Source organism: Sporosarcina ureae DSM 2281, from assembly GCF_000425545.1.
Classification (GTDB): Bacteria; Bacillota; Bacilli; order Bacillales_A; family Planococcaceae; genus Sporosarcina; species Sporosarcina ureae.
Window position 1 is genome coordinate 41,788 of record NZ_AUDQ01000009.1, and the last position, 12,550, is coordinate 54,337.

General features: G+C 45.3%; 13 protein-coding genes. All 13 read right to left on the minus strand.

Going from position 1 to position 12,550, the window contains the following annotated elements; all coding sequences use genetic code 11:
- Positions 1-196 precede the first annotated feature (196 nt).
- Positions 197-1,552, minus strand: coding sequence for an MFS transporter (locus H605_RS0109920; RefSeq protein ID WP_029054078.1), 1,356 nt, complete (start codon positions 1,550-1,552; stop codon positions 197-199).
- 103 nt (positions 1,553-1,655) lie between these two features.
- Complete coding sequence (locus H605_RS0109925; RefSeq protein WP_198040338.1) at positions 1,656-2,678, minus strand: amidohydrolase family protein; 1,023 nt, start codon at positions 2,676-2,678, stop codon at positions 1,656-1,658.
- Positions 2,679-2,789: 111 nt separating this feature from the next.
- The gene (locus H605_RS0109930; protein ID WP_051210547.1) at positions 2,790-3,797 is read right to left on the minus strand and encodes a VOC family protein; all 1,008 of its coding nucleotides are present in this window, start codon (positions 3,795-3,797) and stop codon (positions 2,790-2,792) included.
- A gap of 78 nt (positions 3,798-3,875) precedes the next feature.
- Complete coding sequence (locus H605_RS0109935; RefSeq protein ID WP_029054081.1) at positions 3,876-4,076, minus strand: 4-oxalocrotonate tautomerase; 201 nt, start codon at positions 4,074-4,076, stop codon at positions 3,876-3,878.
- 17 nt (positions 4,077-4,093) lie between these two features.
- Positions 4,094-4,882, minus strand: a complete 789-nt coding sequence (locus H605_RS0109940; protein WP_029054082.1) for a 2-keto-4-pentenoate hydratase — start codon at positions 4,880-4,882, stop codon at positions 4,094-4,096.
- Positions 4,883-4,896: 14 nt separating this feature from the next.
- Positions 4,897-5,922: a 4-hydroxy-2-oxovalerate aldolase gene (gene dmpG / locus H605_RS0109945; protein ID WP_029054083.1), complete on the minus strand. Its 1,026-nt coding sequence runs from the start codon at positions 5,920-5,922 to the stop codon at positions 4,897-4,899.
- Between the two features lie 37 nt (positions 5,923-5,959).
- Entirely contained in the window at positions 5,960-6,841 is an 882-nt protein-coding gene (locus tag H605_RS0109950) for an acetaldehyde dehydrogenase (acetylating) (protein WP_029054084.1), read from the minus strand.
- Between the two features lie 45 nt (positions 6,842-6,886).
- On the minus strand, positions 6,887-7,675 hold the full coding sequence (locus tag H605_RS0109955; RefSeq protein ID WP_029054085.1) for a 2-keto-4-pentenoate hydratase: 789 nt from the start codon (positions 7,673-7,675) through the stop codon (positions 6,887-6,889).
- A gap of 16 nt (positions 7,676-7,691) precedes the next feature.
- Positions 7,692-9,167 (minus strand): aldehyde dehydrogenase, encoded by a 1,476-nt coding sequence (locus tag H605_RS0109960; RefSeq protein WP_029054086.1) that lies wholly within the window; start codon positions 9,165-9,167, stop codon positions 7,692-7,694.
- A 59-nt stretch (positions 9,168-9,226) separates the two neighbouring features.
- Positions 9,227-9,475 (minus strand): ferredoxin, encoded by a 249-nt coding sequence (locus tag H605_RS0109965; RefSeq protein WP_029054087.1) that lies wholly within the window; start codon positions 9,473-9,475, stop codon positions 9,227-9,229.
- A 133-nt stretch (positions 9,476-9,608) separates the two neighbouring features.
- The gene (locus tag H605_RS0109970) at positions 9,609-10,649 is read right to left on the minus strand and encodes an NAD(P)/FAD-dependent oxidoreductase (RefSeq protein ID WP_029054088.1); all 1,041 of its coding nucleotides are present in this window, start codon (positions 10,647-10,649) and stop codon (positions 9,609-9,611) included.
- A 49-nt stretch (positions 10,650-10,698) separates the two neighbouring features.
- Positions 10,699-11,205 carry an aromatic-ring-hydroxylating dioxygenase subunit beta gene (locus H605_RS0109975; RefSeq protein ID WP_051210548.1) on the minus strand — a complete coding sequence of 169 codons (507 nt, stop codon included), beginning with the start codon at positions 11,203-11,205 and terminating at the stop codon, positions 10,699-10,701.
- Positions 11,202-12,473 (minus strand): aromatic ring-hydroxylating oxygenase subunit alpha, encoded by a 1,272-nt coding sequence (locus H605_RS0109980; protein ID WP_029054090.1) that lies wholly within the window; start codon positions 12,471-12,473, stop codon positions 11,202-11,204. Before H605_RS0109980 ends, H605_RS0109975 begins: the two co-directional genes overlap by 4 nt.
- Between the last annotated feature and the right edge of the window lie 77 nt (positions 12,474-12,550).

Below are 12,550 nucleotides of genomic sequence, written 5' to 3' on the forward strand. Positions count from 1 at the left end.
TTTGCACAGTGACCTAAACAAAGTACGTTTGTTTCCTTCACCATATGAGTTTAATGCCTGATGCCATATAGTTTATGTACTATTTTGATAGGCAACGAATCGCCACTAGTTCTTTCGCAATTAGATAATCGATGCAACGCAAAAAGCCCATATAATATGGGCTTTCTACTAAAATATTTTTCATGTAAACGTAATTTTACTTGTCGATCGCTTTGCTAGTAGCAAGAGTTGGAACCACACTCACCGGTTTGTCGGCAAATTGCTTTTCACGAATAAACGATATAGCGACTGCGGCCAATAATCCCGGTATAGCTAGCGCCATGAAGTTCTGCTGGAAGGAAAGACTTAGACCGAGCAACGCACCGCCCACTACGGGACCAATGATGCCGCCTACTCTTCCTACTCCGGATGACCAACCAATTCCTGTGGAACGGACTTCTGTTGGATAGAACTGTGAAGCAAATGAGTATAAAACAATCTGCGACCCTATGGACGTGGCACCCGCTACGGCTATCAGAATATACAGAACGGAAATAGAGGGGTGGAAACTCATTCCGATCAGTGAAAGCGCATTCAAAGAAAAGAACATCGTCAATACGTTTTTCGTTCTCCAGTGGTCTGCGAGCCAACCGCCAATTAACGCACCAGCAATTCCACCCATATTCAGTACTAAAAGGAATGTCAAGCTGGATCCTAAGCTGTAGCCCGCTTCTGACATTAACTTAGGCAACCACGTTCCGAGTCCGTATGTGATCAGCAGGCAAAGGAAGAAGTTAAACCAGAACAGGATTGTACTGACCGTCCGTCCGTTTTCGAATAACTTGGACACCGGTATGCCTTTCCTTGACGGAACAGAAATATCGTAGACATCATCATCCTTTCGTATATAGGAAGGATTGACTTTCGCCAGTACCTCGCCGATTTTCCTGTTCTCTTGCTTCGCCATCAGAAAACCGAGTGATTCGGGAAGTTGTTTGTACAGCAAAGGTACAGCCAGCAACGGAATGGCGCCGACTAAAAACATCGCTTTCCAGCCCGCAGCAGGGATCAGATAGATCGCCAGTCCTGCAGCAAACATTCCGCCAATCCCATAACCACATAACATCAGTGTCACCAATCGATTTTTCATGACTCGCGGTGCATATTCCGTTACGAGTGCAACAGTAACCGGGAATGCCCCACCGAGCCCGAGCCCCGCGATGAAGCGGTAGATTCCGAATTCTGTCGGACCGTTCGAAAATGCGATCAATCCTGTAAACGAACTGAAGAGGATGACGCAGAAGAGAATGACATTCTTTCGCCCAATTCTGTCGGCGAGAGGCGCAAATATGAACGCGCCTAACATCATGCCAATCAATGCATAACTGCCTATCGTTCCTGCCTGTACTGATGTTAAAGACCATTCCTCCATCAATATTGAAACTATTGATCCGTAAACGATTAAATCATATCCATCAAAGATAATGATAAACGCACACCAGAAAACAAGTAAGCCGTGAAAACGATTAAATTTTGATTCGTCAACAGTTTTTAAGACTTGAATGGGCTTCAACTGATTTCCTCCTTTGGTAAGGCAAACATATTTTTTTGTTTGGTACAGGCAGGTTGATTAGGAAAGTGACAAATTACAAAGATCAAAAAGTTTTTCAGCGTCTTTACTTCGATGTGGCCATTTCATGAATTCCGAGGAACTTTAATGCATTCTGTCCGTGTATCAATCTAGCGTCTTCATCCGAAATACCTTCCAATAGATCGACCACTTTGCCGGACGGTGCTTCCCGCAGCAGGAATGGATAATCTGAACCTGCAATAATTTGTTCCGCACCGAATTTATCAATCATATACTGTAAATTCACCGGATCGTACACTAGTGAATCATAATAGAGTTTATTTGCATAATGGCTTGGCGGTTTTTCAGTTTTTCTGATATGTGGCCACACTTCCCAGCCTTTATCCATACGTGGAAGCAGATAAGGGAGCGCTCCCCCGCCGTGCGCGAAGCAGATCTTCAGTTTCGGGTATCGATCCAGTAGTCCGCTCATAATAATACTTCCCGCGGCCAGTGCCGTTTCTGACGGCATGCCGACCATATACATGAAATTATGTCTTGGCATTCTCTCGCCGCCGAGTGTCGCCCATGGGTGTACAAAAAGAGGCACATTCCATTTCTCCGCTGCCGCGAAGAACGGTTCCAGCGCAGGATCGTCCAGGTTCTGGCCGTTCACATTGGAACCGATTTGAAGTCCTTTTAAGCCCAGTTCATGCACGGCACGATCCATTTCCTGTATGGCAATTTCCACATCCTGCAGCGGCACCGTCCCTAAACCAATAAACCGCTCCGGATACTCCTTGGCGATGGATGCGATAAAATCATTCTGTATTTGTGAAAGTTCCAAACCGGCCTCCGGGCTACTCCAGTAGGCAAGTGTGACCGGAATTGGCGACAGGACTTGAATATCGATCCCTTCGTTATTCATGTCTTCGATTCTCTTTTCAATATCCCATGCCTGATCCGTAATTTTACGGAATGACTTTCCCTGGATAAAGATTTCCGCCCCGCAATCACAGGTTTTCTCCATAACCGGAAAACGCGGATCACCAAATTTCGCTGCCAAATCCGGAAAATCTTCCGGGATGATATGTGTATGAAAATCCACACGCAATGTCTTTTTCACCATTTCTCGCCAACCCCTATTCTTTATACTTATTTATAAAAAATAATGAGGTAGACGTTTGCTTCATCTACCTCATTATTTATTTTCGTATATCTGTTTTACTGGACACGCAACTTACAGAAGCTTTGTTCCGTAAGTGAAGTAACTTTCCGGCGCCTTGCTTCCCCACAGGTCCAAACCAAGAGGTCCAACTTCTGGGTTCCATCCGATCGGCTCCCAATCTGGAGAGAAGATCAAGAATCCGCCAGTCCAGATTTCCACACGGTTCCCAGAAGGCTCGATGACGTAGATGAACTGTGCTCCACTCGTCCCGTGCTTGCCCGGACCCCACTCGATCTTAATACCGTTCTCTGCCATCAAGTTTGCTGCGCGGATTAGCTCGTCCGGTGAATCCAAGTAGTATGCCAGGTGATGGAACAGCGCTCCATCTTGATTGGCATTGCGCATTAAAGCAATTTCATGCGCTACGTTCGTTCGACTCAACCATGAACCAAGACGCACGTCTTCCTCATTCTGAACATAGTAACGGTGGTGAATTCCAAGTAGATCTGTCCACCATTCCTGCTCTTTCGCTACATCGTTTACCATAATATTTACATGGTCAAAGCGACGCGGAGATACTCCCTTGCCTGTATATTTACTTGGGTGGCTCGGCAATTTTGAAGCAACATTCGGATCATCCGTGATGAACTTCTCTTTTTCCCAATATAATTCTGCCGGTAGGCCTGAAGGTGAACGGAACTGAAGCGTGTCGCCTTGCGCCTTTTTCTTCCCGGCTTCCACCCAGTTATGCTCGATTCCCATATCCTTAAACTGCTTTTCAAATGCTTTCAAAGCACCTTTATTGCTTACGCGCCAGCCGATTTGCTGAACACCTGACACATCCGCCTGCTGAAGAACTAATGTGTGGTGATCGAAATCCTGCCATGCTCTTAGATACACTCGATCCTCTTCCTGGGCAGAAACCGCAAGGCCCATTACTTTTGTAAAGAACCAGACTGATTTTTCGAGATCCGTAACGCCCATTTCTACATGGCCAAGATGCGCAATACTTGTTGTATATTTTTCAAGTTCTTTCAATAATGCGTGTTCTTCTACAATTACGTTATTTGAGATACTCATAGTTTCTGTCCCCTGTCTGTTAGTTTTAATTTTTATATGGTACTTCATTATTGCCCTGCTTGGATTTCTGATTTTCACTTACTTAACGGCTGCTCTTTTCTCAGCCATCGTCTGTCCCGCAACGCCCCAGTGCGTGCTCGGCACTTCCGAAACGATAACCCGTACCGCTTCTTTTGGTGCATCCAGTGTGGATGAAACTACTTCAGTGATATTGCGGATCAACTCCGAAACCTTTTCTTCAGGTCTGCCTTCAATCATCTCTACATGTATCAGTGGCATCCGTTACATCCTCCTTCTCACTCAGTTACTGTAAACGACACGTCGCCAAGTCCATCGAACTTTCCAAGCACCGTATCTCCCTTTTCAAGAAGGACGGCACCTGTTAAAGCACCTGATAAAATGACATCACCTTTACGGATCTTCTCGCCTTTACGTGCAAGCATATTGGCGAGCATCGCAATGGCATTCGCAGGATGGCCGAGTACCGCGGCACCGGCACCTAATTCCTTGATTTCGCCATTAATCGCCAATGTTGCACCGACTACATCCAGATCGAAATCCGACGGGCATTTTGGCGAAGTACCGAAAACCACTCGAGAGGTAGACGCATTATCCGCTACAACATCGGGTAACGTAAAATCAAAATTCTCATAACGACTGTCGATAATCTCGAGAGCCGGGATGACCGACTTGGTCTTAGCCAATACTTGAGCACCTGTAATGCCGGGCCCTTCAATATCCTCATCTATAATGAAAGCAATTTCCGCCTCCACTTTCGGATGAATCAAATCACTCAGAGAAACCTTGCCACCATTGTCGATGACCATATAATCAAAGACATATCCGTAAATTGGCTCATCGACATTCATCTGGTCCATTTTCGCTTTACTAGTCAATCCCATTTTAGGGCCTACTATTTTCCGTCCTTCAGCTAATTTCCGAGAAACGATCTTCTCTTGGATTTGGTATCCTTCTTCCACCGTCAAATCTTTCTTCAGTTCGGCGGTCACTTTTTTCACTTCACGCTTTTCTTCTTCGCCTGCCACTAGATAATCGGCAATTTCCTGATACACTGTTGCACTCACGATACCCTCTCCTTTTATACAGCAACTTCCGCTTTCCGTTTGGATAACTCCGCGGCTACGTCCATGATCATATCTTCCTGACCACCAACTACTTCGCGCTTGCCAAGTTCAATTAAAATGCTGCGGGAATCAATTCCGAATCGTTCAGCTGCTTTTTGTGCATGCAGATAGAAGCTTGAATATACGCCCGCATAACCGAGAACTAGACTGCCGCGTGTGATCTCCTGTGGTGTTTCCAGAATCGGCGCTACTAAATCTTCCGCCACGTCCATGATCTTATACAAATCGATACCAGTATGAATATTCATCTTATCGAGCACCGCAACCGCCACTTCGGTCTGTGTATTCCCAGCTCCAGCACCAAGGCAGCGGATACTGCCGTCGATTCGTGTAGCGCCCGCTTCCATTGCAGCAAGCGTGTTCGCCATTGCCAGCGACAGATTATTATGTGCGTGGAAACCGATATTTGCGGTCAGATGTTCTTTCAGCAATGCAATGCGCTCTTTCACCTGATGAGGCAACAGTGCTCCTGCTGAATCCACAACATATACAGTATCCGCCCCGTAGCTCTCCATCAGTTTTGCTTGTTCCAGCAATTTCTTCGGAGACGCCATATGGGACATCATCAGGAAGCCGACTGTTTCTAAACCCAGCTCTTTCGCATACGCGATATGCTGCGCAGAGACATCCGCCTCTGTGACATGTGTCGCAACACGTGCCATTTTTACACCCAGCCCGGCTGCTTCCTTCAATTGTGGCATGGTCCCAATACCCGGTATGAGAAGTACCGCAATCTTTGCCTGCTTCACCTCGGCTACCGCTGCTTCGATCAGTTCCATTTCGTTTGTCAATGACAATCCATACTGCATGGAAGAACCGCCAAGCCCGTCTCCGTGAGAAACTTCTATATACGGTACGTTCGCATCATCCAAACCTTTAGCGATAGATTTTACTTGATCTACTGTGAATTGATGACGAACCGCATGGCTTCCGTCACGTAATGCAACTTCTGTCAGTACTATGTCTCGTTTACTGTTCATCTTCCCATTCCCTTCTTTCATTTCTATCGAATATCAATCAGACCGGTATATTGGCTACTTTATGCTTTGCCCACTCTTCCGCCATCTTCACAGAAGATGCTGTCATAATATCCAAATTACCGGAGTATGTAGGTAAGTAATCCCCTACCCCCTCAACCTCGACGAACACGGTAATATCTTTACCGTCAAAAATCGGTTCCTGTCTGAGTCGATAGCCCGGTACATATGATTGAACCTCTTTTTCCATTTCACGGATTGAAGCAGTAATTTCTTCTGTCTTCGCTTCCTCTTCCACCTGTATATGAATCGTATTCCGCATGAGGATCGGTGGTTCTGCGGGATTTAGCAGAATAATCGCTTTTCCTCTTTTAGCTCCGCCCACTTCGACAATGCCACGAGTTGTTGTTTGGGTAAATTCATCAATATTTGCCCGTGTACCCGGCCCCGCACTTTTACTGGAAATAGTGGAGACAATTTCTCCGTATTCTACCGATTGCACTTGATGAACAGCATGGATGATCGGAATCGTCGCCTGGCCACCGCAAGTAATCAGGTTGATGTTGTCCGCGTCCAAATGTTCATCTAGATTAACCGGTGGGACAACGATCGGGCCGATTGCCGCTGGTGTCATATCAATGACTTTTTTTCCCGCTTTTCGCAGTACTTCGTCATGATAGATATGTGCTTTGGCAGAAGTTGCATCGAAAATGATATCAGCAAGCTCAGGTCGTTCTAGGAAGCCGTCAATACCAGTAGTGATGACTTCGTAACCGTGCTCCGCTGCTTTCTTCAATCCATCCGACTCAGCATCTATGCCAATCATCGTTGTGAGTTCCAAAATAGGGGATCTGCTCAATTTCAACATGAGATCTGTTCCTATGTTTCCGGATCCAAGAATCGCTACTTTCACTTTTTTCATCGTATACCCCTCTCATGGAAACGAATTTATACTGATCATGTGCATTTAAAAATGCACGCTCACCTCGCCAAGATGCGCAAATTTTGCGGTAAAGGTATCGCCCTCTTTTGCTTCAACAGCTGCGGAAAGAGCTCCTGACAATATCACTTCACCCGCGTTCAAGGAAATATCGAAGTCCGCGAGTCTGTTCGCGAGCCACGCAACACATTGAGCTGGGTTTCCGAGTGCGGCTGCCCCCACTCCTGTATTTACCAGTTGACCGTTCTTTGTCAGCACCATACCAAGCAGTTCCATGTCGACATCTTCGACTTTCACCGGCTTACCGCCTAGAGCATAGAAAGCAGAAGATGCGTTATCAGCGATTGTGTCCGGTAATTTTATCTTCCAGTCCTTCACCCGACTGTCTACTATTTCAATAGAAGGAAGTATATAATCGGTAGCCTGCAGGACATCCAGCGTCGTGACATTCGGACCTTTTAAATCTTTCTTGAGAACAAAGGCAATTTCCCCTTCCACTTTAGGCAAGAGTACTTTATCCTTTGGTACGAGTCCGCCGTTTTCAATGACCATACTGTCGAGCAGATGACCGTAATCCGGTTCATCTACCCCGAGCAGGTTCTGCATGGCCTTTGATGTCAACCCAATTTTCTTACCGATAATCGTTTGACCGTCAGCTGTTTTCTTTTTGATATTTTCCAGTTGAATAGAGTAAGCTTCTTCCACTGTCAGTTTCGGATCAGCCTCTGTTAAAGGAGGAATCCCGACTAACGTGTTCTCCGCTTCGAGCAAAGATTCCGCATACTTTTTTTGTTTCATAGCCACTTCCGTTGCCATAATCACTTTCCCGCCTTTACAGTTTTATTGTTATGTTTGACAACTCGGAATAGAAATCGATACTATGCATGCCGCCTGTACGCCCCACGCCGCTGTGCTTCATCCCCCCAAAAGGTGTGCGAAGGTCACGAAGGAACCAGGTATTCACCCAAATAATTCCTGCTTCAATTTGATGTGCCACACGGTGTCCGCGTTTTAGGTTCGTTGTCCAAATCGAAGCACTTAGCCCGTAATGTGTATCATTTGCCTGTTCAATGACTTCTTCTTCTGTATCAAACGGAACGACCGTTACGACAGGTCCGAAGATTTCTTCTTTGATACAGCGGGAATCATTTTTAAGACCGGTAATAATCGTCGGCTCTAGGAAATAACCTTTGTCGATTCCTTCAGGTCTTTTACCGCCAATCACGAATTTTCCGCCCTCTTCCCGGGCAATATCGATATAGCTGTTAACACGGTCGTAGTGTTCTTTACTCACCAGTGCGCCTACATTTGTATCTTTATCAAACGGCTGTCCAACTTTTAATTCTTTCGCTTTGGCTGTGAACTTTTCGAGGAACTCGTCATACGCCGACCGTTCGACGTAAATTCGCGATCCGCATAGGCAAACTTCACCCTGATTTATAAAGCTAGACTTGACTGTTGTGGCAACCACTTCATCTATATCTGCGTCAGCAAAAATGATATTCGGGTTTTTACCGCCCAATTCATAGGAAAGCTTCTTCAATGAATCAGCGCCCGCCTTCATGATGGCGGATCCCGTACTCGGCTCCCCGATGAATGAAATCGCATCCACGTCAGGGTGCTCTGAAATCGCGCCGCCCGCTGAACCTGGCCCGAATCCATGAACCAAATTCACGACCCCGTCCGGAACGCCCGCTTCTTTAATGATTTCCATGAGTACAGTGGCTGTCATCGGTGTCCATTCAGCCGGTTTCACGACAACGGTGTTCCCCATACCGATACAAGGGGCTAGTTTCCAAGTAAGCAAAAGCAATGGCAGATTCCAAGGCTTAATCATCCCCACCACACCGACGGGACGGCGCAGTGTATAATGCAGAGCTTCACTGTTCTGCTGGTAAGCGTCCGTTCCGACTGATGTAATATAGTCAGCAAAGAAATGGAAGTTGTATGCTGCTCTCGGGATATCTACAGAGTTGGCTAGGGAGAATGGTTTCCCTGTGTCCAATGCTTCTAGGCGCGCCAGCTCTTCCTGTCTTTCTAGGATCAGATCACCAATTTTGCGAAGCATTTTAGAACGTTCTTCTAGAGTAACGTTTTTCCACGGTCCGTTAAGTGCTTTTCTAGCAGCCTTTACCGCAGCATCCACTTCCTCCTTACCGCCTTCCGCCACGATCGCCTGTACTTCTTCAGTTGCCGGATTAATATTTTCAAAGCTCTTATTTTTATCGATTTCGATATATTTTCCGTCGATAAAGTGACGGCTGTCGATTGCTTGTACTTTTGTTTTTGTGATCATAACTTTATTCATCTCCAGTATTTTATAATGATATCAATAGGCCGCTGCCCCGATGATGAAACCTCATTCACTTAGCCTGCTTCACTTTTCTCACATGTAAAGGGTGTATCTGCCATTTTGATTGAGCCTGATGGACAACTGTCATAAGCATCCTCTAAATCTTCAACTAACTCTTCAGGCACCGGTGTATGACCTTGGTTGTCATCCAGAATGGCAAATGAAGTCCCTTCGTCATCGTAATCAAACAAATCAGGTGCCGCTATTCCACATGCACTACACGCAATACAAGTATCCTGATCAACGATTGTATATTTTACGATATCGCATCCTCCTCCTGTCACTTCATTTTGCGTTCGGGTTGAGTAGACTGTCCTTCAAATTACGGAAGCTATAAACGATTGGATAGTCAAATTGCTAAATACTTATCAGTATACAAAGTATTATGTTTACTAATTAGCTGACGCTGATTGCTTTTTCTGCCTTTTTCGTCTTTTGTTCCGTTTCAGACATCGTACTGGTACTGTGCGGAGCCTGCACTTTTGCTTCCGGATCTATGTGAACCTTTGCATGGCTGATCGCAATCGGCGCTTCACCAAACCCCGTCGCAATGAGTTTCACTTTCCCTTCGTATGTGCAAATATCTCCAACTGCATAAATTCCTTCTATAGTCGTTTCCATTTTCGAATTGACGACTATGGAATTCTTTTGAATTTCCAACCCCCATTGACCGATCGGGCCTAATGAAGATACAAACCCAAAGTTTACGAGTACATCATCCACTTCTATTACCTTACTCATCTCGCCTTTTGCTTCTTTGATTGTCACTTTTTCTATTCTTTCGCTGCCTTCTAGCTTCGCCGGTACATACGGTGTCAAGATTTCTACCTTGGATTGTTTCAGTAGCTCTACACTGTGTTCGTGTGCACGGAACTTATCTCTTCTGTGAATAAGGGAAACTTTGCTTGCGATTGGCTCTAACATCAAAGCCCAATCGACAGCTGAATCTCCACCGCCAAATAAGATGACATCTTTCCCTGCAAAGTCACTCATATTCGTAACGTAGTAATGCAGATTTCCTTCCGCAAATTCCTCTTCCCTCTCTATATTCATCTTTCTCGGCTGAAAGGCTCCGTTGCCTGCAGTGATGATGACGGTCCGAGAGTAATGTGTTGATTGGCTAGTTGTCAATTTGAAATGACCATCTGCTTGTTTCTCCACATTTTCGACTACTTCATTTAAACAAACTGTCGTTTCAAATTGTTTCATTTGCTCCGTGAGATTATCTACAAGATCTTGGGCTTTCACTTTAGGGAACCCGGCGATATCATAAATATATTTCTCAGGGTACAAGGCAGCTAATTGTCCTCCCAACTGCGGAAGACTTTCGATAACTTTTACAGTCATTTGTCGCATACCCGCGTAAAATGCAGTAAACATGCCGACTGGACCGCCACCGATAATTGTTACATCTACTATCTCGGATTGTTCAACCATGGCTGTTCCTCTCCTAGCTGTGTAAAATTTAGGTCCACACGACTGACCCTTATAAAATAAGACTGATTTTTCCGTGAGGGCGTAGGCTATCATGCTTTAAGGTAACTTTTTTGTCCTGAATCATGATTTTATCGTCTCTCACAATCAGCTTGTAATCATTAACGCCAACAAAACAATCCAGCACTTCACGCTTTGTCCGGTATGTCGAGAAGTTGCAGCGCACATGAAGAGAATCGCCTTCTTGACCTTTAATCCGTACATTATTCACATTACGTATCGTAGTAGAATGCGGATATTCCACATGTGCTTCTTTTTTTAACAGACGTTCCGCTCTTTCTTTCAGACGTGAACGAGTATCATTGATATAGAAAATCGACTTTGCAGGATCAGCTTCCGGATTGCCGAGCGGTGGCACAACGTACGTACCGTCATCCGTAAACAGCTCAGACCACTCCACCAGTTTCCACTCATCAAGGAGCTCTGATTCGTAGTATAGAAATTCCTTAATCTGCTGGATGCTTATAGTAACCTTGGTGCTCAGAAGCGTCTCTGTCATGATAAAACCTCCTCTTTCACATTTTCTTTCGTCATAATTTCATTCCATCTTCTCCAGAAACTTCGCATTTGCTCTTCGTCCGTCGCCTGTGCTTGGTCGCGGTTCATTCCCTTTGAAATATCGTTCCATTCCACTTCTAAATTGTTCAAGTATCCTTCCTGGCACAGTTCAAGAGCTTCGTTGTCATCCGGAGTCGCAAATCCGCCAGGTCCGAGAAATTCGAGGAAGTTATCATTTCTTCGCAACCTGAACTTTTCGCTCTCGTCTTTAGGAGCTAACGAATACCCCGTCACTTCCATATAACCCGGTTCAGTAGGATAGAAGGTCCGTGCCGTGATTGCCATGATGTCGTTTATGACCAGGTTTGGGAAGATCAATATGTTTCGGTTATATTTGGCTATTCGTTCCCCGCGCTCTTCACCATGTAGTTCAATCAGTTTGTCTTTTAGTTCCTGTATTTCCTTCTTGTCTTCTTCTTCCCATGCAGGCGTCCACTCCGCAACCGGTCTTCCCCAAGGCGCAATGTATTCAATTACCGCATGGCCGTTCCCAAGGTCAATTCCTTTTCCTTCAAGAACTGCTTTTCTCATCGTAGGATCCTGAGCGGCTTTGATATCAAAATAGGTTTTATGCGTCGGCATGCCGTGGTAAAGATCGACACTGTTCTCAGAAATCAGCTTCCAGTTTGCACGGACACTGTATTGCTGCGGATCCCCTAGAACTTCCAATCCTGCATCTGATTGGTCTGCCACTAAATCGATATATTCTTTCGCATTTCCAAGGTATTCTTCCAACGAAACTGCTTCGCTGTCATAGTTTACAAACATAAAGCCGCGATAACTTTCCAAACGGGAGACTTCCGTCATGTTTTTGGAACCATCACAGTTGAACGTATCAGGGAATCCGTCTTTACCTGGCATCCCTACGAGCTCCCCGTCATTTTTAAATGTCCAGGCGTGATAGAAGCATCTGAAGACTTTAGTATTTCCTTCATTTTCCCTGCAGACTAACGCACCGCGGTGAGGACAGGAATTATATAGAGCCCTGATTACGCCTTCATTATCACGAGTGAATATGAGGTTTCGTCCGCCGACTTTCTTTCTCTTAAAATCACCGTTTTTCGGAAGCTCAGATTCATGTCCAATATAGATCCAACACTCGCTGAAGATCTTTTCACGTTCTTCCTGTAATACATCGTGACTCGTAAAGACGCTGCGGTGAACGGAAAACTCAGACTTCTTGACGTTCTCAATGATATAGCTTTTCATTATGTTTCCTCCCTTTCGTGTTGGCAGTACTTCCACTGCACCCAAATTAGTATTTACAATTCTAAATGAAGATCCCG

What these genes read in the sequence shown, in the direction of transcription:
- H605_RS0109925 (WP_198040338.1), bottom strand. Translation starts at nt 2,678, where the DNA reads ATGGTGAAAAAGACATTGCGTGTGGATTTTCATACACATATCATCCCG.
- H605_RS0109930 (WP_051210547.1), bottom strand. Translation starts at nt 3,797, where the DNA reads ATGAGTATCTCAAATAACGTAATTGTAGAAGAACACGCATTATTGAAA.
- H605_RS0109935 (WP_029054081.1), bottom strand. Translation starts at nt 4,076, where the DNA reads ATGCCACTGATACATGTAGAGATGATTGAAGGCAGACCTGAAGAAAAG.
- dmpG (WP_029054083.1), bottom strand. Translation starts at nt 5,922, where the DNA reads ATGAACAGTAAACGAGACATAGTACTGACAGAAGTTGCATTACGTGAC.
- H605_RS0109950 (WP_029054084.1), bottom strand. Translation starts at nt 6,841, where the DNA reads ATGAAAAAAGTGAAAGTAGCGATTCTTGGATCCGGAAACATAGGAACA.
- H605_RS0109955 (WP_029054085.1), bottom strand. Translation starts at nt 7,675, where the DNA reads ATGGCAACGGAAGTGGCTATGAAACAAAAAAAGTATGCGGAATCTTTG.
- H605_RS0109960 (WP_029054086.1), bottom strand. Translation starts at nt 9,167, where the DNA reads ATGAATAAAGTTATGATCACAAAAACAAAAGTACAAGCAATCGACAGC.
- H605_RS0109970 (WP_029054088.1), bottom strand. Translation starts at nt 10,649, where the DNA reads ATGGTTGAACAATCCGAGATAGTAGATGTAACAATTATCGGTGGCGGT.
- H605_RS0109975 (WP_051210548.1), bottom strand. Translation starts at nt 11,205, where the DNA reads ATGACAGAGACGCTTCTGAGCACCAAGGTTACTATAAGCATCCAGCAG.
- H605_RS0109980 (WP_029054090.1), bottom strand. Translation starts at nt 12,473, where the DNA reads ATGAAAAGCTATATCATTGAGAACGTCAAGAAGTCTGAGTTTTCCGTT.